Origin of the sequence: Streptomyces echinatus (assembly GCF_014203595.1) — a bacterium.
Taxonomy (GTDB): domain Bacteria; phylum Actinomycetota; class Actinomycetes; order Streptomycetales; family Streptomycetaceae; genus Streptomyces; species Streptomyces echinatus.
Map to the genome: position 1 here is coordinate 58484 of NZ_JACHJK010000008.1, position 25505 is coordinate 83988.

20 protein-coding genes are annotated in these 25505 nt (G+C 72.9%); 12 read left to right on the top strand and 8 right to left on the bottom strand.

All coding sequences use genetic code 11. From position 1 onward, the window contains the following. Position 1 precedes the first annotated feature (1 nt). On the top strand, positions 2-4666 hold the full coding sequence (locus FHS34_RS22530) for a putative T7SS-secreted protein (protein WP_184968251.1): 4665 nt from the start codon (positions 2-4) through the stop codon (positions 4664-4666). A gap of 4 nt (positions 4667-4670) precedes the next feature. Continuing rightward, positions 4671-5069 carry an Imm7 family immunity protein gene (locus FHS34_RS22535; RefSeq protein ID WP_184968254.1) on the top strand — a complete coding sequence of 133 codons (399 nt, stop codon included), beginning with the start codon at positions 4671-4673 and terminating at the stop codon, positions 5067-5069. Positions 5070-5088: 19 nt separating this feature from the next. On the opposite strand, the gene FHS34_RS22540 is transcribed toward FHS34_RS22535, so the two are convergent. Together FHS34_RS22540 and FHS34_RS22545 are read right to left on the bottom strand one after the other, a co-directional pair. Beyond that, entirely contained in the window at positions 5089-6417 is a 1329-nt protein-coding gene (locus FHS34_RS22540; protein ID WP_184968256.1) for a M14 family zinc carboxypeptidase, read from the bottom strand. A 13-nt stretch (positions 6418-6430) separates the two neighbouring features. Beyond that, positions 6431-6574: a hypothetical protein gene (locus FHS34_RS22545; protein WP_184968950.1), complete on the bottom strand. Its 144-nt coding sequence runs from the start codon at positions 6572-6574 to the stop codon at positions 6431-6433. A 79-nt stretch (positions 6575-6653) separates the two neighbouring features. Between FHS34_RS22545 and FHS34_RS22550 the strand changes: the two genes are divergently transcribed. The 3 genes from FHS34_RS22550 to FHS34_RS22560 all read left to right on the top strand — a co-directional run bounded on the left by FHS34_RS22550 (position 6654) and on the right by FHS34_RS22560 (position 10603). After that, positions 6654-7841: a ThiF family adenylyltransferase gene (locus tag FHS34_RS22550; protein ID WP_225817562.1), complete on the top strand. Its 1188-nt coding sequence runs from the start codon at positions 6654-6656 to the stop codon at positions 7839-7841. Further along, positions 7838-9103: a hypothetical protein gene (locus tag FHS34_RS22555; protein WP_184968260.1), complete on the top strand. Its 1266-nt coding sequence runs from the start codon at positions 7838-7840 to the stop codon at positions 9101-9103. The genes FHS34_RS22550 and FHS34_RS22555 overlap by 4 nt, the downstream gene beginning before the upstream one ends. Before the next feature lie 159 nt (positions 9104-9262). After that, complete coding sequence (locus tag FHS34_RS22560) at positions 9263-10603, top strand: DUF1266 domain-containing protein (RefSeq protein ID WP_225817563.1); 1341 nt, start codon at positions 9263-9265, stop codon at positions 10601-10603. Between the two features lie 79 nt (positions 10604-10682). Here FHS34_RS22560 and FHS34_RS22565 read toward each other — a convergent pair whose 3' ends face one another. Then, entirely contained in the window at positions 10683-11909 is a 1227-nt protein-coding gene (locus FHS34_RS22565; RefSeq protein ID WP_184968262.1) for a serpin family protein, read from the bottom strand. A 234-nt stretch (positions 11910-12143) separates the two neighbouring features. Here FHS34_RS22565 and FHS34_RS22570 point away from each other — a divergent pair, with 234 nt between their 5' ends. The 6 genes from FHS34_RS22570 to FHS34_RS22595 all read left to right on the top strand — a co-directional run bounded on the left by FHS34_RS22570 (position 12144) and on the right by FHS34_RS22595 (position 18012). Next, positions 12144-12596 (top strand): DUF4190 domain-containing protein, encoded by a 453-nt coding sequence (locus FHS34_RS22570; RefSeq protein WP_245002370.1) that lies wholly within the window; start codon positions 12144-12146, stop codon positions 12594-12596. Positions 12597-12758: 162 nt separating this feature from the next. Then, positions 12759-13511, top strand: coding sequence for a GntR family transcriptional regulator (locus FHS34_RS22575; protein WP_184968266.1), 753 nt, complete (start codon positions 12759-12761; stop codon positions 13509-13511). Between the two features lie 380 nt (positions 13512-13891). Then, positions 13892-14083: an SPOR domain-containing protein gene (locus FHS34_RS22580; protein ID WP_067006089.1), complete on the top strand. Its 192-nt coding sequence runs from the start codon at positions 13892-13894 to the stop codon at positions 14081-14083. 30 nt (positions 14084-14113) lie between these two features. Continuing rightward, positions 14114-14587: a (deoxy)nucleoside triphosphate pyrophosphohydrolase gene (locus FHS34_RS22585; RefSeq protein ID WP_184968268.1), complete on the top strand. Its 474-nt coding sequence runs from the start codon at positions 14114-14116 to the stop codon at positions 14585-14587. 165 nt (positions 14588-14752) lie between these two features. Beyond that, the gene (locus tag FHS34_RS22590) at positions 14753-15151 is read left to right on the top strand and encodes an ATP-binding protein (protein ID WP_225817564.1); all 399 of its coding nucleotides are present in this window, start codon (positions 14753-14755) and stop codon (positions 15149-15151) included. Positions 15152-15423: 272 nt separating this feature from the next. Then, positions 15424-18012, top strand: coding sequence for a SpoIIE family protein phosphatase (locus tag FHS34_RS22595; RefSeq protein ID WP_184968270.1), 2589 nt, complete (start codon positions 15424-15426; stop codon positions 18010-18012). Positions 18013-18331: 319 nt separating this feature from the next. Here the strand turns inward: FHS34_RS22595 and FHS34_RS22600 are convergent, their stop codons facing one another. Continuing rightward, positions 18332-20044 carry a hypothetical protein gene (locus FHS34_RS22600; RefSeq protein WP_184968272.1) on the bottom strand — a complete coding sequence of 571 codons (1713 nt, stop codon included), beginning with the start codon at positions 20042-20044 and terminating at the stop codon, positions 18332-18334. A gap of 80 nt (positions 20045-20124) precedes the next feature. On the opposite strand from FHS34_RS22600, the gene FHS34_RS22605 reads away from it, so the two are divergent. After that, on the top strand, positions 20125-21327 hold the full coding sequence (locus FHS34_RS22605; protein ID WP_184968274.1) for a glycoside hydrolase family 18 protein: 1203 nt from the start codon (positions 20125-20127) through the stop codon (positions 21325-21327). Positions 21328-21360: 33 nt separating this feature from the next. Here FHS34_RS22605 and FHS34_RS22610 read toward each other — a convergent pair whose 3' ends face one another. From FHS34_RS22610 to FHS34_RS22625, 4 genes are read right to left on the bottom strand one after another with little or no spacing between them, the layout of a single operon-like run. After that, entirely contained in the window at positions 21361-22131 is a 771-nt protein-coding gene (locus tag FHS34_RS22610; RefSeq protein ID WP_184968276.1) for a succinate dehydrogenase/fumarate reductase iron-sulfur subunit, read from the bottom strand. Next, positions 22128-24083, bottom strand: coding sequence for a fumarate reductase/succinate dehydrogenase flavoprotein subunit (locus FHS34_RS22615; protein WP_184968278.1), 1956 nt, complete (start codon positions 24081-24083; stop codon positions 22128-22130). Before FHS34_RS22615 ends, FHS34_RS22610 begins: the two co-directional genes overlap by 4 nt. Positions 24084-24137: 54 nt before the next feature. Continuing rightward, positions 24138-24959 (bottom strand): succinate dehydrogenase subunit SdhC, encoded by an 822-nt coding sequence (sdhC, locus tag FHS34_RS22620; protein ID WP_184968280.1) that lies wholly within the window; start codon positions 24957-24959, stop codon positions 24138-24140. A 25-nt stretch (positions 24960-24984) separates the two neighbouring features. Continuing rightward, a complete protein-coding gene (locus FHS34_RS22625; RefSeq protein WP_184968282.1) occupies positions 24985-25275 on the bottom strand; it encodes an Rv0250c family protein in 291 nt (96 codons plus the stop codon). Between the last annotated feature and the right edge of the window lie 230 nt (positions 25276-25505).

A 25505-nucleotide genomic window follows, 5' to 3' on the forward strand; every position in this document is an offset into this window, starting at 1 on the left:
TATGGGCATCGGGGATTTCGTCAGTGACATCACGCCGGATGTCGTCGAGGACGTTGTCGAGGACGGCGTCGAGTGGGTCGGCAACCGGGTCGAGGACGCCGGTGACTGGACGGCGGACCGGCTCGACGACGTCGGCTGGAAGTCCGGTGCGGACTGGGTGCGCGAGAAGTCGCGTTCACTGGCGAACCGGATGGGCGCCGAGGTCGACGAGATGGACCTCGGGCAGACCGAGGACAAGACCAAGCTCGTCTACGGCTCGCCGAGCAAGCTGCGCTCCACCGCGTCCCACCTGCGCGACTTCACGGAATCGTTCAACGACGTCGGGCTCGGTCTCGAAGGGCTCGACTCGGACTCCCTGCAGGGTCAGGCGGCGGACGCGTTCCGCAAAACGGTGAACCTGGAGCCGCCCAAGTGGTACAAGGGCGCGGACGCGTTCGAGGGAGCGGCGAAGGCGCTGGAGTCGTTCGCGGACACGGTGACCTGGGCGCAGGGCCAGGCGCAGCTCGCGATCGACAAGTGGAAGGAAGGCACGAAGGCCTCGGCGGAGGCCGCGGACGCGCACCAGAAGAACGTCGACAACTACAAGAAGGCCGTCCACGAGTACAAGGCGACCCCCGCCGACAAGCGTGACCCCTCCTCACTGCCGGCGAAACCGGGCACGTTCTCCGACCCCGGTGAGGCGAAGATGAAGGAGGCGCAGGACATCCTCGCCGAGGCGCGCAAGCAGCGGAACTCCGCCGCCGAGACCGCCCGCACCGCCGTGCAGAAGGCCCGGGACGCGGCCCCGCGCAAGCCCTCCTACAGCGAACAGCTGAAGGACGGGCTCGACGAGGTCGACCTGATGAAGACCCACTTCACCATGGGCGCGGTCAAGGGCACCGCGGGCATCCTGAACTTCGTCCGGGGCCTCAACCCGATGGACCCGTACAACATCACGCATCCGGCCGACTACGTCACCCATCTCAACAGCACCGCCGCCGGGCTCGTCCAGGTCGCCAACGACCCGTGGGGCTCCGGCAAGCAGATGCTGGACGATTTCATGAAGGACCCCGCGGAAGGGCTCGGCACCTTCGTGCCGGACGCGATCCTCACCGCCGCGACGGGTGGCGCCGGAGCCGCCGCGAAGGGCGCGAGGCTCACGGAAGAGCTCGCGGAGGCCGCCAGGGCGCGGCGCGCACGCAGGCTCAGGGAGACCGTCCGCAGGCCCGACGGCAAGCGGTGCGGGCGTGAGCCCGTCGACTTCGCGACCGGCCGCATGTTCCTGCCGCAGGAGGACGTGCTGCTGCCGGGCAGCCTGCCGTTGCTGTTCCGCCGGGACTTCGAGTCCTCGTACCGGGCCGGCCGCTGGTTCGGCGAGAGCTGGTCGTCGACGATCGACCAGCGCCTGACCGTCGACCCGATCGGTGTCGTCTTTCACGGAGAGGACAACCTGCTCGTCCCGTACCCGCACCCTGCCCCCGGTGCACCGGTGCTCCCCGAGGCGGGGCCGCGCTGGCCGCTGGAGCGGCACACCGACGGGAGCTACACGCTCACCGACCCGGACACGGGCATCGTCCGGCATTTTCTCGCCCCGCCCGGCACCGAGCCGGGGGACAACGGTTCCGCGCCGCTCGCCGAGATCGCCGACCGCAACGGGCGCACCATCATCGCCGAGTACGACGAGGAGGGTGCCCCACTCGCGCTCACCCACTCGGGGGGCTACCGCCTCACGTTCACCACGGAGAACCGCCGGATCACCTCGCTGAGCCTCGGCGGCACCGAGATAGCCAGGTACGCATACAGCGAGGAAGGCCATCTCACCGAGGTCACCAAGTCCTCGGGAATTCCCACCCGGTTCGCCTACGACGCCGAGGGCCGCATCGCCTCCTGGACCGACACGAACGGCTCCAGCTACAGCTTCGAGTACGACGACGAGGACCGGTGCGTGTCCCAGACGGGTGTCGAGGGGCACTTGCGCTCGGAGTTCCACTACAGCGACCCGCACCCCGACACCGGCCTGACCACCACCACGGTCACCGACTCCCTCGGCCACACCTGGCGCTACACGGTCAACAGCCACCTCCAGGTCGTCGCCGAGACCTGGCCCACGGGCGCGACGGTCCGCTACGCCTACGACCGCGACGACCGGCTGCTGTCCCGTACCGATCCCCTCGGCGCGCGCACCGAGTTCCGCTGGGACGACGAGGGCCGTCTCGTCTCGACGACCCGCCCCGACGGCAGCGTGCAGACGGCGGCCTACGGCAGCGACGGCCGCCCCGTCGAGCTGGTCCAGCCGGGCGGGCTGCGCTGGAAGCAGGAGTTCGACGAACGCGGCAACCGGGTCGCGGTCACCAACCCCGCCGGGCGCACCACCCGCTACACCCACGACGCGCTCGGCCACGTCACCTCGGTCACCGACCCGCTCGGCGCCACGACCCTGTTGCGCCACAACGCCGCGGGCCTTCTCCTGGCCCAGACGGCCCCGGACGGCGGTACGACGTCGTACGTGCGGGACGCCTTCGGCCGGATCACCGAGCGCACCGGACCGAGCGGCGGCACCGCCCGCTACGAGTGGACCCCTGAGGGCCGGCTCGCGCTGTTCACGGGCCCGGACGGCGCCGTGGAGTCGTGGACCTACGACGGCGAGGGCAACTGCCTCGGCCACACCGACCCCGAGGGGCGCACCACGTCCTTCGAGTACACCCACTTCGACCTGCTCACGGCACGCACCGACCCCGACGGCACCCGCCACGAGTTCACGCACGACACAGAGCTGCGCCTCACCGAGGTCCGCAATCCCCTGGGCCTGCGGTGGAGCTACACCTACGACGCGGTGGGCAACCTCGTGGCCGAGACCGACTTCGACGGCCGCACCATCGCCTACGACGTCGATCCGCTCGGCCGGGTGCTGAGCCGTACCACCCCGCTCGGCACGGTCGTCCGCTATGAGCGGGACGCGCTCGGCCAGGTGGTCCGCAAGGATGCCGGCGACGCCGTGACGACGTACGAGTACGACCCCGCGGGCCGGCTGCTGCGGGCCATCGGGCCCGACGCGGAGCTGACGTACGCGTACGACCGCCGGGGCCACGTCAAGACCGAACTGGTCGACGGGCGTGCGCTGTCGTTCTCGTACGACGCGGCCGGACGCCGCACCAGGCGTGTCACCCCGAGCGGCCATGCCACCTCGTACACGCACGACAGCGCGGGCCGTGCCGCCGCGCTGACCGTCGCGGGCCACGACATCGTGTTCACGCGGGACGCCGCGGGCCGCGAGCTGACCCGCAGCGTCGGCGAGACGCTGACGCTGACGTCGGACTGGGACGCCGCGGGCCGGCTCACCGCCCAGGAGATCGCGCGCGGCGGCCACCGGCTGAACCTGCGGACGTACACGTACCGCGAGGACGGCAATCTCGTCGCGGTCGACGACGCCCTGCGCGGTCCCCGCCGCTTCGGCCTGGACGCGACGGGCCGGGTCACCGCCGTCACGGCCGACCGGTGGAGCGAGTCCTACGCGTACGACGGCGGCGGCAACAACGTCTCCGCCGACTGGCCGGACCGCCACGCCGGTGGCGACGCGCGCGGCAAGCGTTCCTACTCCGGCACGCGGATCACGGAGGCCGGGGCCAACCGCTTCGTGTACGACGACGCCGGCCGGCTGATCCGCCGCTCGAAGACCCGGCTGTCGAAGAAGCGTGACGTGTGGGAGTACGCGTACGACGCCGAGGACCGGCTCACCGAGGTCACGACCCCGGACGGCACGCTGTGGCGCTACCGGTACGACCCGCTCGGCCGGCGCATCGCCAAGGAGCGCATGGCGGCCGACGGCCAGGCGGTGGCCGAGCGCACGCGCTTCGTCTGGGACGGGCCCGTGCTGGCGGAGCAGACGACGGAGATCCCCGGCGAGCTGTCCCACCACACCACGCTGAGCTGGGATTACGAGGGCCTGACCCCTGTCGCCCAGACCGAACGGCTCACCGACGCGGCCACCCGGCGGGAGATCGACGCGCGGTTCTTCGCGATCGCGACCGACCTCATCGGCACCCCGAGCGAGCTCATCGACGAGGACGGGCGCATCGCCTGGCAGAGCCGCACCACGCTGTGGGGCGTCACGACCTGGAACGCCGACGCGTCCGCGTACACACCGCTGCGGTTCCCCGGCCAGTACTTCGACCCGGAGACCGGCCTTCACTACAACCATCACCGCTACTACGACCCGCAGACCGCCCGGTACACCACGCCCGACCCGCTGGGGCTCGCACCCGCGCCCAACCCGACGGCGTACGTGCACAACCCGCACCGGTTCAGCGATCCGCTGGGCCTCGCGCCGTACGAGGACAACGGGGGGCTCGGTGAGCTCCACGAGGTCAACAAGCCCGACCCCGACGCCGACAAGCTGGCCGAGAAACTCGGCGGAGAGCCGCGCAGGAGGTTCGCGAACGACCCGGACGGACGTGAGTTCGACGCGATCAGCGACGAGTACGTGGCCCAGGCGAAGCCCGCGGACTTCACCCTGAACAAGAAGTTCCGCAAGCAGGCGCAAGCCACGTTCGAGGCGGCGATCCAGAGTGGGCGCACGCCGTACTTCCAGTTCGACGGACCGCCCGGGCCAGGCGTGATCGATAAGCTCCAGGAATACGGACGCCGGTACGGCGTCGAGCCGGTGATCGACACGACTCCGCTGGAGTGAGGGCATGTACGAGTTCCATGGCTGGTTCGGTATCTCCGAGGACCCGTACGACGACGACCCGCAGTCCCTGAGGGCGGGTGTCGAGGAGCTGCGTGCGCGGATCGACGCGGTCCAGTGGTCCTCCAGCTGCAAGGTCGTGCTCGACGTCTTCAACGGACTGGACGTCGTCACGGCCACCGGCCACACGAACCACATCGGCTACGAGGCCGGACAGTTGGACGAGCTGGTGGCGTACATCGCGCGCCGCTTCCCCGGCGCGTGGGGGCTGCTCTACGACCGCTCGGACGACGGTGACATCCCGAACGCCGACAACGCGTTCCGGGTACGCGTCATGCGCAGGGGATCCGTCGAGGAGCGCCTGGACCCGTTCCTGTCGCCGTGCGTTCCGGTGATCGAGGACTGATCACCGCTGCCGCCCCCGTTCACCGGACGATCCTCAGCGCGCTCTCGGCGGCCGCCACGACCGTGCGTGCCTGGTGTTCCACCTGGCTGCTCACGGGCACCCAGCGCAGCCCCAGGGCCCGCTCGAAGTCCGTGCACCACGCGGTGAAGAGTTCGTCCAGCTCGCGGTGGAGTCCGGGGGCGGCGGCGTCGTCCGACTGCTCCAGCAGCCGCAGCAGGAGCCCGGCCGCGCGCAGCGGTTGCCGGCGGGCCACCACGTCCAGGGCGCAGAGCTGGGCCGTCGACAGCCGCCGTGGATCGCCGTCCCCGGACGCCTCGGCCGCCTGCCGGGCGAGCGGTGTCCAGGACTCGGCGACCAGGTCGTAGAGCCCGTCGGCCATCCACTCCAGTACGCGTCTGCGCGGGCTGTCCCGGGCCGGCGGCAGGAAGCCGCGCGCCTTGTCGAGGAGGGCGGTCACCTGCCGCCCCCCGTCCCGTACCAGTCCGGCCAGGTCGCTCAGGACGCGAGCGGCGTCCGGGTGCGGGGACGGGTCGTCGGCCATGTCGGTGGCCCACAGGGGAACTTCGACGATCGCCGTGACCCCGCCGTACCGCAGCGGGGCGCACCAGGTCGACAACCCGATCTCCGCGGACCCGGCCGCCAGGCGGTCGGTGCTGTCCGGCGGTGGCAGGACGTGCACCCCGGGGCTGGGGTTCTCCCAGTACAGGGCGTCGAACGTGCCGTGCTGGACCGGGATGCCGATCTCGGCGGCGGACGCCTGGAAGGGGGCGGCGAGTCCGGGGAGGGCGCGGGTCAGCTGAACCCAGGTGCCGCCCGCCTCGACGTTGTGCAGGGAGCACTGGAGGAACGGCCGCAGCTCGTCGATCACCCGGAACAGCGCCTGGCTCTCCGGGAGTTGCCGCGACTCGATCGGTGCCCACTCCGGCTGTTCCGCCGCGACCGGGCGGAAGGCGGTGCGGTAGTAGCTCTCCAGGGTGGGGCCGGAGCGGCCGTCCGGGGCGGCCCCGGCTGTCGCCTCCGCGAGTCCCTCGCTCAGCGCGGCGCCGTCCGGGTCGAGGCACAGGACGACGTCCCAGGTGACGAGGGAGGGGTCGGTGGCCGCGGACAGCCGGTCGCCGCGTGCCACTCGTTGCGCCAGGGCGATCCCGGTCGCGCCGCCGGCCGGCTCGTCGGGGTGCGGCCCGGCGACCACCAGCACATGGCGCGGCCCGTGGCCCACGGACAGCATCGAGATCGGACGGCCTGCACGGGACGTGCCGATCCGGCGCAGGCGGCAGGTCCCGGGAAACCGGGAGACCAGCCGCCGCGCCGACTCGGCGACGTCCGCGACCGTGGGGTAGCGGTCCATCGTGCGTGTCCGGTCAGGCGCCGCCGTTGCCACCGCTCTCGCCGGTGGTCTCCTTCTTGTCCAGCGGGCGGATCTCGATCTTGTTCGCCATGCCGTGTCCTTCCGGTGGGGCTGTGACGTGCACGGAGTCGAAGTGCTCTTGCAAGAGTTCGCTCACCGGGTCACTGTTGTCAATGTCCTTTGCTGCCGATGGAGTTGGGGCTCGCGAGATTGGTGAGGCGATGACGGTCCACGCGATGCGGCGGCCTCGGATCAAGCCGGAGCACCGGCCCTACCGGACGGCGGACGGTCACATACGGATCGGGAGCGTCGTCTACGGCATCGGTGCCGAGGTCAAGGATCCCGACGGCTGGCTGTGGACGCTGGTCGAGGCCATGGACGGCACGCGCGGCGCCGCGGACGTCGTCGCCGAGGTGTCCCGCCGTCACCCGGCACTGCGGCTGCCGGCCCCGGACATCGTCCAGGCGATGACGGACCTGACCACGGCCGGGTACGTGGAGGACGCCGGTGCCCCGCCGCCGGCGGAGCTGTCCGACCGGGAGCGCGAGCGGTACGGCAGGGGCATGACGCTGGCGCGGTGGATGGATCTCCAGCCGCGTCAGAGCCCCTGGGAGCCGCAGTTGCGGCTGCGTCGCGCCCGGGTCCTGCTGATCGGCGTCGGCGGTACCGGCGGAGCCGCCGCCCGGGACCTGGTGGCCTCCGGGGTGGGGCGACTGCACTGCGTCGAACCGGATGTCGTCGAGCTGTCCAACCTCAACCGGCAGACCCTCTTCCGCGAGCGGGACATCGGTACGCCCAAGATCGACGCGGCGCTGACGGCGCTGCGCTCCCTGAACTCGGACGTGACGGTGACCGGCGAGCGCCGCGAGGTACGCGGGCCGGCGGACCTGGAGGACCTGCTGACCGGCGGCCCCGGCGGTTCCGATGTTCCCGGTGGCTCCGGCGACGGGCCGGGGTACGACGTCCTGCTGCTGGCCGCCGACCGCCCCGCGGTGATCCGCAGATGGGCCAACCAGGTCTGTCTGGCCTCCGGCACCTCGTGGGCCGAAGCCGGATACCGCGGCCCGCTGGTGAGCGTCGGGGTCTTCACGCCCGGCCGGGGCGCGTGCTGGGAGTGCCTGCGCAGCGCCGAGATCGAGCGGCGCGACCTGCGGCTGGCGCCCGGCCAGGACGAGGACGTCGCCTCGCCCCGCATGCCGTGGAACCCGGTCAACGCCGTGACCGCCGGTCTGTCGGGCGGTCTGCTGGCCCATGCCGCGCTCATGCTGCTGTGCGGCATCCCGCCGGTCGAACCGGGATGCCGGTTCGGCCTCAACCTCATGGTTCCCGGCGACACGATCATGCAGCGCTCGGAGCGACGCCCCGACTGCCCCGCCTGCCGGGCGGAACCGGCGGTGAACCCCGGGTCCGGGGACCTCCCGTGACGGATGTCGCGGCCGAGGACGCTCCCCGGATCGAGCCGTCGGCCCGCGTCCTGCTGCACGACCTGGCGGTGCGGCGGGACCGGGACGAGTGGATCGTGGGCCGCATGGCCACCCGGACCTTCGTCGCGCTGCCGGCGGCCGGCGCACGCGCGCTGGAACTCCTGGGCGACGGGCGGAGCGTGGCCCGCACGGCGGAGACGCTGCGTGCCGAGACCGGTGAGGAGTTCGAGATCACGGACTTCGTCAGGGACCTGGCCGCTCTGGGGTTCGTGGCGCGGATCGCGGACCGCCCGCTCCCGGACGCCGAGCCGCCCCGCGCGTCACTGCCGTGGCTGCGCCCCCGCCATGTCCGGTTCGCCCTGCACCCGGCGCCCGCGGTGCTCGCCGGAGTGCTGCTGGCGGCCGCCGTCGCCGTCCTCGTCCGCCGTCCCGACCTGCTCCCGGGCTATCGCGACCTGCTGTGGAGCCCGCACGGCAGCCTGGTCCTGTTCAGCGGGGCGGCGGCCGGGTGGGCGCTGTTGCTGGCGCACGAGCTGGCGCACCTGGTCACCGCCCGCGCCGCGGGCGTGCCGGGGAGGATGCGGCTGGGCACCCGGCTGCAGTTCCTCGTCATGCAGACCGACATCAGCGGCATCGAGCTCGCGCCCCGCCGCCACCGGATGACGGCCTACCTGGCCGGCATCGCCCTCAACCTGTCCGTCGCATCGGCCCTGGTCCTGATCCTCGCCGTGACGGACACCGGTACGACGGCCCACCGGCTGCTGGCCGCGGCCCTGCTGCTGGCCCTGATGCCGCTGCCCTTCCAGTGCATGGTGTTCACCCGTACGGACCTGTACTTCGTCCTCCAGGACGTCACCGGCTGCCGGAACCTGTACGGCGACGGTCTCGCCTACGCCCGGTACGTGTCCCGGCGGGTGACGCGACGGCTGCGGCCCGGCCGGAGCACCGAAGCCGGTGACCGGAGCGCCGAAGCCGGTGATCCGAGCGTCCCGCTGCCCCCGCACGAGCGCCGGGCCGTTCGCCTCTACAGCGTGGTCCTCGTGGCCGGCACGGCGGCCTGCCTGGCGTTCATGGCCGCCGTCACCCTTCCCGTCGACGTCGCCCTGCTGGTCCGCGCGGTACGGGGACTGGGGCCGGGCCACAGCCTCGCGGACACCGCCGACTCGGCCGCGGTGCTGGTCACCCTGGGCGGGATCAACGTCCTGTGGCTGGTCACCAAGTGGCGTGACCGCCGCTCGCGATCCGGTCCGTCGAGTCCGTAGCCGTGGCAGGGGCCGTGATCAGCCCGCCCGGCCCCTTCCCGAGCGGTCGAGCCGCGGCCCGTAGAGTGGCCGCGTTCTTGATCGCGAAGGCGGGGGTACGGGGTGTTCGGCAGCCGGAAGCGGGCGGTTCGGGAGGAACAGCTCAGGTGGGAGCGGCAGTTGACCGAACGCTATGTCGTCGGCGAACTTGACGCTCACGCCGAGGAGCTGCCGGACATACCGGTTCCCGAGCCCGGCACCTGGCAGGCGCCCGGCGAGCTCGAACAGCACCTGTACGAGCTGCTGACCCGCCATGCCACGACCGAGTGGGCGAACGCGGAGGCCGAGGAGGAGGCCCGGGAGGACCTGACCCTGGCCTACCTGGAGGCACTCGCCGGTGAGGTCGTGTACGTGCCGTTCCACCGCGAGGAGACCGCGCCCGAACCCGGCGGGCGCACCTTCCAGGTCCACGACACCCACGTCGGGCGACTCGTCGCCGTCTACACCCGCGGACTGCTGCCCCGGCCGCACCCGCACCGGGTCTTCGAGTCGTACACCCTGCGCGACCTGGCCGACCACCTGCCCGCCGACGTCGTGGGCATCGCCGTCAACAACCGGACCCCGTGCCCGATGCTCATGTCGGCCGACTCGGAGGAGCGCCGGGTGTGGCGCGCGCTGCACCGGGAGCACTGGGAGCCGGACGGCCGCGCCGACCGGGTCGTCACCCGGCGGACCGGCGCACCGCCCCTCGGCCGGCTCCTGCACGGTCTGGCCCTCGGCGCCCAGATGTGCTTCGTCAACGGCGAGGCCTGGAACAACCCGGACTACCACGGCCTCGGGCTGTCCATGGAGCACCGGCGGCTCGCCGAGTGGTGGGGCGTCACCGGCCGGGCGGAGTGGCAGGAGACCCAGCGGCGGCTCCTCGCCCGCGAGGTCACGCCGTGGTACTGGGAGTTCGCCCTCGACGCGCGGAACGCCCTCGCCCACCGGTACGCGGACGGCCGGCCGCAGGCCGTCGACGCCACCGCGTGGCGCGAGTACGTGGAGGTGACGCTGCGCGAGCGGGCCGCCGAGGTGCCGGAGCAGATCGGTGCGGACTGGGAGGAGTTCGTCGCCCATGTGCTCGGCCTGGCCGGCAAGGTGCTGCGCTACGAGGCCAGGTTCCGTGCCGACGGCCTGCTCACCGGGGACGCCGTGGTGCGTTCGGTCGCCGCCTGGGACCTCGGCCGCGCGTCGATGATGGCCCGCTGGGGCTACGGCGCCCGCTTCGCCACCCGCGCGGAGATGCGTGAGGCCGTCCTGGAGGCGAGCGGCAGCGCACGGTCCGCGCACACCTCGTGGCAGGACTTCTCCGCCGGCTACGCCCTGGGCCGGTGCCTGCACTTCGACGAGGAGCGGTTCGGCGACTGGTACCAGGAGATGCTCACGGCCCACCGGGCCCTGACCACCCACCCGGACAGCCCCTGGAACACCGTCCCCTTCCACCTGCCGGCGGAGGAGACGGGGCGGCCGGGGGCTTAGGGCCTGTCGTTCGGATCATGCCAGGCTGATCCGGCGAAAGACCCTGGACGTCCCCGCTGGCCGGCCCCCTCCCGCCGGGTCACATGTTCCCGAGTTGCGTCACCGGGTACGGCGCCGGATCCGTGACCCAGCCCGCCGCCAGGACCAGGCGGGAGTCGCGGTCGGCCGCCAGGAAGCCGAAGGGGCGGTCGAAGGCGGCCCGGACGACCGTGGTCTCGTAGCGGTACTGCGGCATCCCGCCGGCCGCCGTCGGCATCACCGCCGTCACCGCCGCGGCCCGGAAACCGAGCGCGCCGAACTGGGCCACCGCCGACTGCCGGGCCTCTCCGACGGCCAGCGGGTAGGCGCTCACCCCGGGGAAGTGGCCGACGCGGGTGTCCGTCGCCGTCGTGAGGCCGAAGAGGCCGGCGAGGGCGAGCAGATCGTGGTCGGCCCGCACCTCGTACGCCACCGTCCGCACGTCCAGCGTCCTCGGCTCCGGCGTGGCGGCCGGCTGCTGCTCCACATGCAGGCCGGGGCCGACATGCCCGTGCGGCAGGGCGCCGCCCCCGGTCACCGGCAGTCCGCGCTCCACGATCCGCACGCCGGCCGCCAGCACCTGGCCCGGTGTCATCCGCTCCTCGCCGAGGACGAGATGGACGTCGACGCCGTTGTCCCCGGGCACCGTCAGCGCGGTGACGAAGCCGTCCGGGGTGCCCGCCACGCCCACCCGGTCGGGCCGTACGCTGCGCCGGTGCAGGCCGCGCAGGGTACGGCCCTGCCAGGGGCCGGAACCGGGCCGCAGCGGAAGCTCCGTGAACGGCTGCCGCCACTCCGTGCGCAGCGCGAGCGCACTGGCGAGCACCATCCGCGCCTCCCGGTTCAGCGTCACCGGCATGCGCTCGACCAGCCCGCCGGTCCGCTCGGCCGCCCACGCGTCCAGCCGTTCCTGGGCGGTGACGAGGTCGTCCCCGAAGACCCCCTGGGTCCCGGCCGGCAGCCCGGCCCGCCACTCCTCCCGCAGGGACAGCGCGTGGTGCGTCCACAGGCCGAGCGCCGCGTCCAGTCCGGACACCGACGCCAGCCCGGCCAGCAGCTCCCGCGCTGCGCCGGCCGCCTGTTCGGCCGGCACGCCCAGCGCACCGGCCAGCTCCGCGCGCGCCGGGCCCGCGGCGCCGTCGGCCAGGAAGCCCAGCAGCGGCCAGACCCCCGGCGCCGCAAACACCGTCCCCCCGTCCAGCGCCTGCGCCCACCGGACCGTCAGCCCGTTCACCGCCCGGACCGCCGCGCCGCCCATCCGGCCGTCCGTAGGGGTCTCCACCCGCATTCCGTCCCCGTTCGTGCCCCGCTTACCATGCGGCCAGTCGTACGTCAGTCCAGCCGCCGGCCCGGTCGGCGGTGCTGTGCCGGCGCCGCCCGACCCAGGAGCACGGTACCGGTGTCCATACCCCCTCCTCCCGGCCCCCATCAGCCACAAGGGCCGTTCCAGCCATCCGGGCAGGACCCGCGGGGGCCGCACGGGCCGTCGCCGTACGCCCAACAGCCGGGCGGTCCGGCGGGGTTGCCGGCCTACCGGCCGTGGACGCAGGGCTACCGTCCGTACAACCAGCCGGCGCCGGTCAACGGACTCGCCATCTCCTCCCTGGTGCTCGGTGCGCTGTGTTTCCTGCCGGGTGCGGGGCTGGTGCTGGGGCTGGTCGCGCTGCGGCAGATCCGCAGGCGTGGCGAGCGCGGCACCGGGCCGGCCGTGGGCGGCGCGGTGCTGTCGGGGGTGGGTCTCGCGCTGTGGGCGCTGACGCTCGGCATCGGTGCCGCCTCGGACATGTGGCAGGGGTTCAAGGAGGGCGCGCGCGGCGGCGCGGCCGGCTCACCGGCCGTGGGCGAGCACTACGAGGCCGGTTTCGACCTGATCGGACCGAGCAGGGCGGTCCCCGCGCGCAAGTCCCTGGGGCCGGCCGCCACTCCGCCCGCGGCTTCGGGCGACGAGGGCGGCGACACCGGCATGCGGGTGTGAGCCGGGAGGTGTGAGGAGGGCCTATACGGGAGAGAAAGTGCCCGGGTGAAGCCCTCCCCACCCGCATGTCATCACATCGAGTGATTCTCTGGCCTTTGCTTGCATGGCACAACCCACGGTTGCCAGGCTGTTGCTGTCTGTACAACCTGATGGGAGCGGCCAGTGACTTTCGGTGAGCAGCCGGCGTACCTGCGCGTCGCGGGTGATCTCCGCAAGAAGATCGTCGACGGTTCACTCCCGCCCCACACCCGGCTGCCCTCCCAGGCGCGCATCCGCGAGGAGTACGGCGTCTCGGACACGGTCGCGCTGGAGGCCCGCAAGGTGCTGATGGCCGAGGGGCTGGTCGAGGGCCGCTCCGGCTCGGGGACCTATGTGCGCGAGCGGCCGGTGCCCCGGCGGGTGGCCCGCTCTGGATACCGCCCGGCCGGCGGCGCCACCCCCTTCCGGCAGGAGCAGTCCGACGCCTCGGTGCGCGGCACCTGGGAGTCCAGCAGCGAGCAGACCGGGGCCGGCGTGGTCATCGCCGAGCGGCTCGCGATCCAGGCCGGCGACCGGGTCATGCGCACCAAGTACCTGTTCCGGGAGAACGGCGAGCCGATGATGCTCTCCACCTCCTGGGAGCCCCTCGCGGTCACCGGCCGCACCCCGGTGATGCTGCCCGAGGAGGGTCCGCTCGGCGGGATGGGCGTGGTCGAGCGCATGCGCGCCATCGACGTCATCGTGGACAACGTCACCGAGGAGGTCGGTGCCCGCCCCGGTCTCGCCGAGGAACTGCATCTGCTCGGCGGCGTCCCCGGTCATGTGGTGGTGGTCGTCCAGCGCACGTACTTCGCCTCCGGGCGGCCGGTCGAGACGGCCGACGTGGTGATCCCGGCCGACCGCTACCGGGTCTCCTACCACCTGCCCGTCAAGTGACCGAGGGCCCGGCCGGCGCACGGCCCGGACGGCGCCGCGCGCGCCCCTCCGCGTGAGGTAGCGCACACCCTGACGCGCCTCGGGGCGGTCATCCCCGCCTTCCCGCCGTCGCCGGCGCCCTTGCGGGCCGCAGCAATCCGGCCGTTCTCCCAGGTGGCCGGGCTGCTCCCGGTATGCCCCCGACTTGAGGCAGGGGCGCTCGCGACGGCGCATTCGGTCCCGTGCGCCCCCGGCGTTCTGGCTGGTTGCGTACCTCTTTGTGAAAAGCCGTATTCGCAGCGTAAAGGTTGGGCGTACGCTCGGGCATATGCGGATTGCGGTTTCCTTAGGCGGGGGAAGCGGGTGGGGCGGTGCGAGAAGGGACGCGGGCGGTGGGGGCCATGAGTGAGGGCACGGTCTCGTTGCCCTGGATCGTGATACGGCAGGACGACAACGGCAATCGCTACCGCGTCGGGCGGTACGCGACCCGTGCGGAGGCGCAGAAGATCGCCGACAGCTTCGACGACCGGGGCCACAAGCAGCTCTACTGGGTCGAGCGCATCGGCCAGAACGGGGACGGCGCGCAGAACTGACCCGCTGCGCACTCCCGTAGGCTCCGCTCCATGACGCGCACGACTCCCGAGACGGATCCGATCGTGGTGGTGGGAGCCGCCCTGCTCGACGGCGGCCGGCTGCTCGCCGCGCGCCGCAGCGCGCCCGCGGAGCTGGCCGGACGCTGGGAGTTGCCCGGCGGCAAGGTCGAGGCGGGCGAGCGGCCCGCGGACGCCCTGGTGCGCGAACTGCGCGAGGAACTGGGCATCGACGCCGAGCCGGTCGGGCGCGTGCCGGGGGAGTGGCCGCTGCGGACACCGTACGTCCTCCAGGTGTGGACCGCCCGCCTGCGCCCGGGCTCACCCGCGCCCCGGCCCCTCCAGGACCATGACGACCTGCGCTGGCTGACGCCGGCGGAGCTGTGGGACGTGCCGTGGCTGGACCAGGACGTGCCGGCGGTGCGCGAGATCGAGGAGACCTTCCCGGCCGGTGCGGGCGACGGGGCCGCTTCCCGGGCGGCCGGCCCGGGTGACGGCCGGGAGTAGCCCGGGGCTCCGGGCGTTCACGCCGACCCGGCCGAGCGCCTCGTACGCCGTTCGTGCCACAGTGCGCCCTCTCGTGCGGTACTGCCCGCCGGATATCGGGTATGTGCCCATTAACCCCATGAAACCGGACATGGGTGGGCTCCGCTGGCCTGGGAAGTGATCGGCGTGATCGACACCGATGGTGACTGCGCCGAGTGGACGTTTCCGGCGGAGCCGGGGGCCGTGCGTGCCGCCCGTGCGGCGGTCCGGGGCCAGTTGCACGGCTGGGACCTGGACTGTCTCGCCGATCTCGCCGCGCTGCTGGTCAGCGAGCTGGTCACCAACTCGCTGCGGCACGCCACCGGTCCCATCGGCGTACGGCTGGTCCGGCTCGGCGGGCTCGACGACACGCTGCGGGTGGAGGTCTCCGACCCGCTCCCGGACCCGCCGCGGGAGCGGGTCGCCCACCCCGAGGACGAGAGCGGGCGTGGCCTGCAGCTGGTCGCCGGGTCCTCGCGCCGCTGGGGCACCCGGCCCGGCGCGAGCGGAAAGACCGTCTGGTTCGAGCTCGCGGTGCCCGGCTGAGGGCGGAACGCCCGTGGGGGCACGGGGGTGTACAGCGGTCCGCGTGCCGTCCATCGTGCGCGCCGGGGGCGCACATGGTCCGACCGGACGTGATTCGGCGGTGTGTTCCCTGGTTAGAAGAGTGGAAGTGTTGTCACGGACCGGTCCGAAAAACACCTGGACCGAGCTGTGATCGTGAACACCGTGTCGTGCGGCGCCGTAGTGCTGGATACTGCGGGCAGCCGCCCCCGGTGACCGGTGCCGGACGCGGTGAGCTGGAGGGGACGGTTCGCGTGAGCGAGATACCAGCGAAGGCCACGGAGTCCGAGGACCCGTCGGACGGCGCGAGGAGTCAGGCCGCGGAGGCTGCCGCGGCACCCGGCGACGCCATGTGGCAGAGCAGTCCGCCCGGTTCGATCTACGACTACATCAGGGTCGCGTCCTTCTCCATCAACCCCGGCGGGTTCGTCGACCAGTGGAGCCTGCGCGCCGAGCAGCTCTTCGGCATCCCCGCCTCGCGCGCCGTCGGCATGGATCCGATAGAGGCTTTCATCGATCCCGACCTGCGCGATCGCGGCCAGCGGAAGATGGCCGAAATCCTCGACGGGCGCGAGTGGACCGGAGTGGTGCCCTTCCGGATGCCGGACGGGCCGGACGGCACCCGCGGGGAGGAGGGGCTGGCCGAGGTCTACGTGATGCCGACGCGCACCGCGGAGGGTGACAAGGCCGCCGTCTGTATCGTCGTGGACGTCCGCACGCTGCGCAGCATCGAGACGGATCTCGCCGCCTCCCAGGCGATTTTCGGACAGTCACCCTTCGGATTCCTGCTGATCGACACCGACTTGCGGGTCCGCCGGGCCAACATGCGGTTCGCCTCCATCTTCGGCGGCACCCCGGACGACCACCGGGGCAAGGGAGTTCACGACTATCTGCCGCGCGGTGAGGCCGACCGGGTCTCGGCGACCCTGCGCCGGGTGCTGGAGTCCGGCGAGTCCATCACCGACATGCACGTCACCGGATACGTCCCGGGTTCCGAGGAGCGCCGGCACTGGTCCGTCAACCTCTACCGCGTGCACAGCGGCAGCGGCCGGCCCATCGGCATCGCCTGGCTCGGCACCGACATCACCGCCCGCCGGGCCGCGGCCCGCGAGGCCGCCGCCGCCCGGCGCAACCTCGCGCTGCTCAACGAGGCCGGCGCCCGCATAGGGAACTCCCTGGACCTGGAGACCACGGCCCGCGAACTCCTCGACGTGGTCGTGCCCGGCTTCTGCGACCTCGCGACCGTCGATCTCTACCAGGGCCTGCTGGCCGGCGACGAGGCCCCGCCCGGTCTCGCCGACGGCAGCGCCGAACTGCGTCGCGTCGCCTTCGCCAGCGCCGTCTCCGGCGCCCCCTTCATCGGCTCCGGGCAGCCCGTCGAGGTCGGCGCGGTCCACCATTTCCCGTTCAACTCGCCCTGCGCGGACGCCCTGCGCACCGCCCGCCCGCAGCATGTGCCCGCCGAGGAGGGCGGGCTCGTGCAGTCCACGCTGGCCGTGCCGATGGTCGCCCACGACACCGTCGTCGGGCTCGCGCAGTTCTCCCGCACGAAGGGCAGCGAGCCGTTCGGCGAGCGGGACCGGGACCTCGCGGTCGAGCTGGCCGCGCGCGCCGCCGTCTGCATCGACAACGCGCGCCTGTACCGCCGGGAGCACGAGCGGGCGCTGATACTGCAACGGTCCCTGCTCCCGCCGGGCGACCCGGAGGCGTCCGGTCTGGACATCGCCTGCCGCTACCTGCCGGGCAACGCGGCGACGGAGGTGGGCGGCGACTGGTTCGACGTCATCGAACTCCCCGGTCACCGCACGGCGCTGGTCGTCGGGGACGTGATGGGCCGGGGCCTGCGCGCGGCGGTGGCGATGGGCGAACTCCGTACGGCCGTACGGACCCTGGCACTGCTCGACCTGGAGCCGGCCGAGGTGCTGTCGGCGCTGGACGAGATCGCGCGGGGGCTCGGCACGCCGGGCGGTGTCCAGCAGGCCACCCGCGCCGCCCGCCAGCCCCGGGACGCCGACCTCTCCGAGGTGTACCTGGCGACGTGCGTGTACGCCGTGTACGACTCCGTCACCAGACGCTGTACGTTCGCCAACGCCGGCCATCTGCCGCCGGTCCTGGTGGAGCCCGGCGAGGCGGCGCTGATGCTCGACGTGCCGCCCGGCATGCCGCTCGGTGTGGGCGGCGAGCCGTTCGAGGAGGTCGAGGTCGAACTGCCGGAGGGCGCGCTGCTGGCCCTCTACACGGACGGCCTGGTCGAGTCCCGCGACCATCCGCTGGACGAGGGCCTGCAGGCCTTCGTGGGCGCGCTGACAGATCCCTCCGAACCCCTGGAGGACGTCTGCGACCACGTCCTCAACACCCTCGACACCCATCACGGCGAGGACGACATCGCCCTGCTGATGGCCCGTGTGCAGGGCCTGCCCGCCGACTCCGTGGGCGACTGGACCCTGCCCCGCGAGCCGCGCAGTGTGGGCCGGGCCCGTGAACACGCCCGCGGCCGGCTGCTGTCCTGGGACCTGGAGCCGCTGGTCGACACGACGGAGCTGCTGGTCAGCGAGCTGGTGACGAACGCGCTGCGGTACGGCGAGGGGGAGATCCGGCTACGGCTGCTGCTGGACCGCACGCTGGTCTGCGAGGTCTGGGACGCCGGTCTGGTCCAGCCACGGCGCCGACGGGCCCGGGACACCGACGAGGGCGGCCGTGGACTGCAGCTCGTCGGCCTCCTCAGCGCGGCCTGGGGTTCCCGGCGTACGCCTCGCGGCAAGACGGTGTGGTTCGAACTGCCCCTGCCGGGCGGCGAGGGCGGCCTCACCGACCCGGCGGAAGCCCTGCTGAGCCTGTTCTGACCGCCCCCGTTCCACACGGCCGACCGAAGACACACCACAACCGCCGCCCCGGTCGCCCGGACCACGCCCGCGGACACGGGCGCCGGCGCCGGTAAGACCACGCGGTTCACCGGGCGCCGGACGAGGAGGCCCGGTCGGTGGCGGGTCCGGGCGGGGCGCCGATGGTCGTCAGGCGTGGTGGTGGCAGCGGGTCTGTGGGCGGAGGGTGGCCGGGTGATGCTCTCGCGCAGTGTCCCGGGCACAGGTGCCGGACGAGGGGGGCCGGCGTTTGGCGGACGGGGGCGGTCGGCCGGGTGGTGGTCCCGGAGCGGTGCGGCCGTCAGGCGTGGTGGCGGGAGAAGGCGTGGTGGCGGGAGCGGGTCCGGGGGCCGCCGAAGGCGGCCGGGGGGCCGCCGTCCGGGTCCTCGGCCAGCAGGATGCCGCCGAGCACGGCACCGGCGAGCCCGGCCGTGTCCCCCTCGGCACCGGCGTAGGGGATGCCGTGCGCCCGTACGTCCCGCTCGGCCAGCTCCCGCGCCTCCCCGGCCACGGCACCGGCCCGGCCGGCGTTACCCGCGCCCAGCTCTCGTACCGCCTCCGCCAGCCGGGCCCGGGCCTCCGCGTCCACCGCTCCCCGGTGCACCCCGACGAATTCCTCCGCCCCGGCCACGGAACTCCGCGCCACCAGCAGCGCCGCGGTGTCCGGAACCCCGGTGCCCGCCCCCTCCAGCCGCTCGACGGCCCCGGTGATCCGGCGCAGCGCGTCCAGCGGGTCGTACGCTCCGCCGCCCAGCTCCGCACGCACCGCCGCCAGCACCCCGTCGACATGGGCCAGACGGGCGTGCAGCTCACCCGCGGTCAGCGAGGTCCCCCCGGACCCGTCCCGCAGGCCCGCCACCTCCTCCTCCGCACCGGTCAGTACCGTCGGCACCAGCCCGGCCGCCTCCCTCAGCTGGGCCGAGAGCCGCTCCACCCCGCCCACCAGCACCCCGGCCTGGGCCACCGCGCCCTCACCCGCGCGCAGCCGCCGCACCGCCCGCAGCGAGTCGCCCGCGTCGGTGGCCTGACGAGCCTCGTTGAGCCGGGCGGTGGCGAACACCAGCCGGTCCTTGGCCTGTTCGACGTACCCCGTGACGGACCCGGTGGCAGCGGGCGCGTACGACTCGTGAAGCGCCGCCAGGGTCCGCTGGGCCGTCACCACTCGCCCCGTCAGCTCCCGGAACCGCCCCTCGGCCACCACCAACGCCGCACGGATTCCCCCCTCGGCACCCTCCGGCGTCCCGCTGATCTCCGCCCCTGCCCCCTCCGGCCCCGCGCCGACTCCACCCTCGGCCGCGACCCGCTCGTCCCCGTCCGCCTCCGGCCCGACCGCCCCCCGAAGGCTCTCCCCGTCCACGTCGAACCCCCGCGCCCGATCCAGCGCCGGGGCCTCCGCGTCCAGCCGGCGCCCCGCCTCCGCACAGCGGCCGATCACCCCGACCAGTGCCTGGCGCCGGGCGCTCGGCTCCTCGGGGACGCCGCCCTCGTACTGCCGCCAGATCGCGAACGCCGCCGACAGCTCGGTCTCGGCGGCCCGCAGCGCCTGCGCGAACGGCTCGATCCGCTTGTCCCCGAATCTCTCCCGGACGAAGGAGAGTTCCTCCCGGCTGGTCCGTACGCAGTCGTCGGCCAGGCGCAGGGCCGCCCGGGCCTGCCGTTCGGAGTCGGCCGGTATGGGCACGGACGGCGGCGCCGGGGCGGTTCCCGGCGTCGTCCGGGTGCGGGCCCGCCGGGTGCGCCGCACATAGCCGTATCCGGCCAGGGCCACGGCCGCGACCCCGGCGACGAGCGGCATCACGAGGTCCGCCGCCGACGTCCCCTCCTGCTCCGGCGCGGCGGCGCTCGCCACCGCGCTCGCGGAAGCCGTGGGAACCGGATCATGCGCGTCGACCGTCATCACCGGCAACACCAGCCACCCGGCTCCCGCCAGGGCGCCCAGCACGGCATGCACCACCCGCATCCGTATGTGCGCCGTGGCGCGCCGGGGTCGGCCCCGGATCAGGGAGGACGTCACATTTTGGAGCGTATGGGCAGGTAGACGGCTCCGCGAGCGGGGCGGACACGGGTGGGGGAGCAGGCGCACAGGGGGGCGGAATGGACGAGAACCGGACGGACGAGAACCGGACGGACGAGAACCGGACGGCCGAGGGCCAGGGCGGTGGGCCGGAGGCCGGTGGGTGCCCGGGTGCGGAACCCGCGGAGCAGACGCGTCGCTCCGATGCGGAAACGGTTGCTCAGCCGGCCGGGGCCCCGGCCACCGGCCGTCCGGCTCGGCCGGTGGCCGGACGCCGCTCCCTCCGGCGGCGCGTCCTCCGGTTCACCACCGCCGTCCTCGCCCTCCTCCTGCTCCCGCTCCTCACCGCCGAGACGGCCCTCCGCCTCAACTACACCGGCGACCCGGCTCCCGGCACCCTCACCCGGCACCAGGACGCCCTCTGGCTGGGCCACGCCTGGGTGGACGGCCGGAAGACCGGCCAGGACGTCAAGGCCCTGGCCCGCCGGCTGCGCGACACCGGCATCCGGGATCTGTACGTCCACTCGGGGCCCCTGGAGCACGACGGCACCCTCCCCGCGTCGGACTATCCGAAGGCCCGATGGCTGATAGCGGCGGTGCACCGGGAGCTGCCGGACGTCCGTGTCCAGGCCTGGCTCGGTGACAAGCTGGCCGGCGAGGGCCCCGACGGGCTGCGCCTGGACCGCCCGGCCACCCGCACGGCGGTCCTCGCCTCCACCCGCGCCATCCTCGCCGCCGGTTTCCAGGGCGCGCACTTCGACCTGGAGCCCCTGCACTCCGGTGACCGCGACTACCTCCGCCTCCTCGACGACCTGCGCGAACTCACCCATGCCCGGGGCGCGGTGCTCTCCGTCGCCGCGCACCAGATCGACCCGCTGCCCGCGTTCCACTCCTTCTGGGGCACGACCACCGGCCACCCCAAGTGGTGGTCGCAGGCGTACTTCGGGCAGGTGGCCCGGCGCGTGGACCAGATCGCCGTGATGTCGTACGACACCATGCAGCCGCTGCAGAGCCTGTACGGCGGCTACGTGGCCCAGCAGACCAGTCTCGCCCTGGAGGTCACCCCGGCCGGTACCGATCTGCTGATGGGCCTGCCCTTCTACCACGAGAACCGGTTCGGCCACTGGGCGCACGCCGAGACCGTCCCGGCCGCCGTGCGCGGCGTCCGCCTGGGCCTGACCCGCACGGACGCCGACCGCGCCCGCTTCGGTGTCGCCCTGTACGTCGACTTCGCGGCCACGGAGGCGGACTGGCGGGCGTACCGGGAGGACTGGGTCGGCTGACCGCGGCTCACGGCCCGTGGCGGGCGCCGTCCCTCACGGGGTCCTCCGTCCGATCTTCGATCCCAGCCACACCAGCGGGTCGTACTTGCGGTCGACCGCCCGTTCCTTCAGGGGGATCAGGGCGTTGTCGGTGATCTTGATGCCCTCGGGGCAGACCTCCGTACAGCACTTGGTGATGTTGCAGTAGCCGAGGCCGTGCTCGTCCTGGGCGGCGCGCCCGCGGTCCAGGCCCGTCTCGGCGGCCTCGTCCAGCGGATGCATGTCGAGTTCGGCGACCCGCATCAGGAAGCGGGGTCCGGCGAACGCCCGCTTGTTCTCCTCGTGGTCGCGCACCACATGGCAGGTGTCCTGGCACAGGAAGCACTCGATGCACTTGCGGAACTCCTGCGAGCGGTCCACGTCCTCCTGGAACATGCGGTACTCGCCCGGACCCAGCCCGGCGGGCGGCACGAAGGCGGGGACCTCCCGCGCCTTCTGGTAGTTGAAGCCGACGTCCGTCACCAGGTCGCGGACGACCGGGAAGGCGCGCAGCGGGGTGATCGTGACCGTCTCGGCGGGGTCGAAGACCGACATACGGGTCATGCACATCAGCCGCGGGCGGCCGTTGATCTCCGCCGAGCACGAACCGCACTTGCCCGCCTTGCAGTTCCAGCGCACGGCCAGGTCGGGTGCCTGGGTGGCCTGGATGCGGTGGACGATGTCCAGGACCACCTCGCCCTCGTTCACCTCGACCGCGAAGTCCCGCAGGTCACCGCCCTGTTCGTCGCCCCGCCACACCTTGAAGCGGGCCTCGTAGCTGCTCACTCGTACAGCTCCTCTTCGGCGAGGTACTTGACCAGCTCCTCCTTCTCGAAGAGGGCGAGCAGGTCCGGGCGGATGGAATCGGTGGTCTCGCGGGTGAGCCGGATCTGGCCCCGGGCCGGGTCGGTCGCGGCGAGCGTGCCGGTGGGGTCGGCGAGGGCGCAGAGCAGGTTCACGTTGCGCCAGGCGCGGTCCATCGCCGGATGGTCCTCGCGGGTGTGGCCGCCGCGCGACTCGGTGCGCTCCAGCGCGGCCCGGGCCACGCACTCGCTGACCAGCAGCATGTTCCTGAGATCCAGGGCGAGGTGCCAGCCGGGGTTGAACTGGCGGTGGCCCTCGACCCCGGCCCGCCGGGCGCGTGTCCGCAGCTCGGCCAGCCTGTGCAGGGCCTGCTCCATCTCGCCCTCGCGGCGGATGATGCCGACCAGGTCGTTCATCGCCTGCTGGAGTTCCTGATGCAGGGTGTACGCGTTCTCCGGCGGACCCGCGGCACCCTCCGTCTCCGCGGAGAAGGGGCGTAGTGCCTCCGCCGCGGCCGTGTCGACCTCGGCGTCGTCCACCGGCGGGCGCCGGTCCGCCGCCCCCAGGGCGTACTCGGCCGCGTGCAGGCCGGCCCGCCGGCCGAACACCAGGAGGTCGGAGAGGGAGTTGCCGCCGAGCCGGTTGGAGCCGTGCATACCGCCGGCGACCTCACCGGCCGCGTACAGCCCCGGCACCCCGCGGGCGGCCGCGGTGTCGGAGTCGACCGCGACGCCGCCCATCACGTAGTGGCAGGTCGGCCCGACCTCCATCGCCTCGGCCGTGATGTCGACGTCCGCCAGCTCCTTGAACTGGTGGTACATGGACGGCAGCCGGCGCCGGATCACCTCGGCGGGCATACGGGTGGAGACGTCGAGGAAGACCCCGCCGTGCGGTGAGCCGCGGCCGGCCTTCACCTCCGCGTTGATGGCTCGCGCGACCTCGTCGCGGGGGAGCAGTTCGGGAGGGCGCCGGTTGTTGTCCGGGTCCTCGTACCACCGGTCGCCCTCGTCCTCGGACTCGGCGTACTTCTCCTTGAAGACGTCCGGGACGTAGTCGAACATGAACCGCTTGCCGTCGGAGTTCCTGAGCACCCCGCCGTCGCCGCGCACCGACTCGGTGACGAGGATGCCCTTCACCGACGGCGGCCAGACCATGCCGGTCGGGTGGAACTGCACGAACTCCATGTTCACCAGCGGCGCGCCCGCCAGCAGCGCCAGCGCGTGGCCGTCGCCGGTGTACTCCCAGGAGTTCGAGGTGACCTTGAAGGACTTGCCGATGCCGCCGGTCGCGAGGACCACGGCGGGCGCCTCCAGGACGAAGAAGCGGCCGCTCTCCCGCTCGTAGGCGAAGACCCCGCAGACCCGGCCCGTGGCGGAGCCGCCGCCGGGTGCCGTGTCCTTGAGGACCCGGGTGACCGTGCACTCCTGGAAGACCTTCAGCCGGGACTCGTAGTCCCCGGTCTCCCTGAAGTCCTCCTGCTGGAGCGCGACGATCTTCTGCTGGAGGGTGCGGATCAGTTCCAGGCCGGTGCGGTCGCCGACGTGGGCGAGGCGCGGGTATTCGTGGCCGCCGAAGTTCCGCTGTGAGATCCGGCCGTCCTTCGTGCGGTCGAACAGCGCGCCCCAGGTCTCCAGCTCCCACACCCGGTCGGGGGCCTCCTGCGCGTGCAGCTCGGCCATCCGCCACTGGTTCAGGAACTTGCCGCCGCGCATGGTGTCGCGGAAGTGGACCTGCCAGGAGTCGTGCTCGTTGGCGTTGGCCATGGCCGCCGCGATGCCGCCCTCGGCCATCACCGTGTGTGCCTTGCCGAACAGTGACTTGCAGATCACCGCCGTACGGGCGCCCCGTTCGCGCGCCTCGATCGCGGCGCGCAGCCCGGCGCCGCCGGCACCGACCACGACGACGTCCCACTCCTGCCGGTCGACCACGGACATCTATCAGTCCTTCACTAGAGCACTGGATCGCTGGAGCACTGGATCGCTGGATCGCTAGAAGAAGCGCGGATCGTCGAAGACCCCGGACGCGACGAGGTACACGTAGAAGTCGGCGAGCGCCACGCTCAGCAGCGAGGCCCAGGCCAGCTGCATGTGGCGGGCGTTGAGCCTGCCGACGAACTGCCAGGCCCGGTAGCGCACGGGGTGTCTGGAGAAGTGCTTGAGCTTGCCGCCGACGATGTGCCGGCAGGAGTGGCAGGAGATGGTGTACGCCCAGATCAGCACGATGTTGGCCAGGAAGACCAGGGTGCCGAGGCCCATGTGCCCCCACCGGTAGTGCGGGTCCCGGAAGGCCAGCACGGTGTCGTACGTCAGCACGCCGGCCACCAGCAGGGCGGCGTAGAAGAAGTACCGGTGGATGTTCTGCAGGATCAGCGGGAAGCGGGTCTCGCCGGTGTACGTGCGGTGCGGTTCGGCCACCGCGCAGGCGGGCGGGGAAGCCCAGAAGGCGCGGTAGTACGCCTTGCGGTAGTAGTAGCAGGTCAGCCGGAAGCCGAGCGGGAAGATCAGGATGATGATCGCGGGCGAGATGCCCCACCAGGCGCCGAACAGGTCGGCGTTGGGCCCGGCGCGCATCGTCCGGCAGTTCTCGGCCAGGCACGGCGAGTAGAAGGGCGAGACGTACGGCGCCGCGTAGTAGTGCGCGTTGGCGAAGGCCCGCCAGGTCGAGTAGACGACGAAGGCGAACAGACCGGCCGCGGTGACGGCGGGCGCCAGCCACCAGCGGTCGGTCCGCAGGTGCGGGGCGGTGATCGCGGCGCGCGTACCGGTGCGTACGCCGTCGGTGTTCTGTTGGGGTTCCGTACCAGTAGCCAAAGGGGACTCCGGTCGGTCGGAGGGTTCAGGGGGCGCGGCGGTCGCGGGCGCCGAGGCCCTCGTCGTCCGAGTCCGTCCACAGACTGATGTCGTAGGGCGTGTCGGAGATGGTGACGAGGTCGGGCCGGCGCGGCGCGTCCGGGGCGGCGGCGGCCTCCCGCAGCAGTGCCACGCTCTCGCGCAGGTGGTCGGCGTCCAGCCGGACCCGGCGTATCTCCAGGCCGCCGCTGCCGAGCTGGTGCTCCAGGCGGCCCAGTGACCGGTGCAGATCGTCGAGACAGCGCTGGACGGCGGTGAGGTCGTCGTGCACGGACATGACTTGCCCTCGCTTCCATGGGTCCGGCGGGTCATGGGCGGCAACGTTCATGCGCCTTGGAGTGTTGCGCCTCACGCCTGCCTGTGTGAAGGGATGTGCAGCGATTGGCCGGGGCGTACGGGTGTATCGCCCGGTGTGTTGCGCCGCACGGGTGGGGTTACCGGGCGTTGTCGCCGTGTCGCCCACCGTTGCCGGATCCTTTCCTCTTCAGTGGCCGCGTAGATCTGATC

Bases quoted from the DNA above. Each gene is read 5' to 3' on its own strand.
- FHS34_RS22530 (WP_184968251.1), top strand. From the start codon at position 2: ATGGGCATCGGGGATTTCGTCAGTGACATCACGCCGGATGTCGTCGAG.
- FHS34_RS22535 (WP_184968254.1), top strand. From the start codon at position 4,671: ATGTACGAGTTCCATGGCTGGTTCGGTATCTCCGAGGACCCGTACGAC.
- FHS34_RS22540 (WP_184968256.1), bottom strand. From the start codon at position 6,417: ATGGACCGCTACCCCACGGTCGCGGACGTCGCCGAGTCGGCGCGGCGG.
- FHS34_RS22550 (WP_225817562.1), top strand. From the start codon at position 6,654: ATGCGGCGGCCTCGGATCAAGCCGGAGCACCGGCCCTACCGGACGGCG.
- FHS34_RS22565 (WP_184968262.1), bottom strand. From the start codon at position 11,909: ATGCGGGTGGAGACCCCTACGGACGGCCGGATGGGCGGCGCGGCGGTC.
- FHS34_RS22580 (WP_067006089.1), top strand. From the start codon at position 13,892: ATGAGTGAGGGCACGGTCTCGTTGCCCTGGATCGTGATACGGCAGGAC.
- FHS34_RS22585 (WP_184968268.1), top strand. From the start codon at position 14,114: ATGACGCGCACGACTCCCGAGACGGATCCGATCGTGGTGGTGGGAGCC.
- FHS34_RS22605 (WP_184968274.1), top strand. From the start codon at position 20,125: ATGGACGAGAACCGGACGGACGAGAACCGGACGGACGAGAACCGGACG.
- FHS34_RS22615 (WP_184968278.1), bottom strand. From the start codon at position 24,083: ATGTCCGTGGTCGACCGGCAGGAGTGGGACGTCGTCGTGGTCGGTGCC.
- FHS34_RS22625 (WP_184968282.1), bottom strand. From the start codon at position 25,275: ATGTCCGTGCACGACGACCTCACCGCCGTCCAGCGCTGTCTCGACGAT.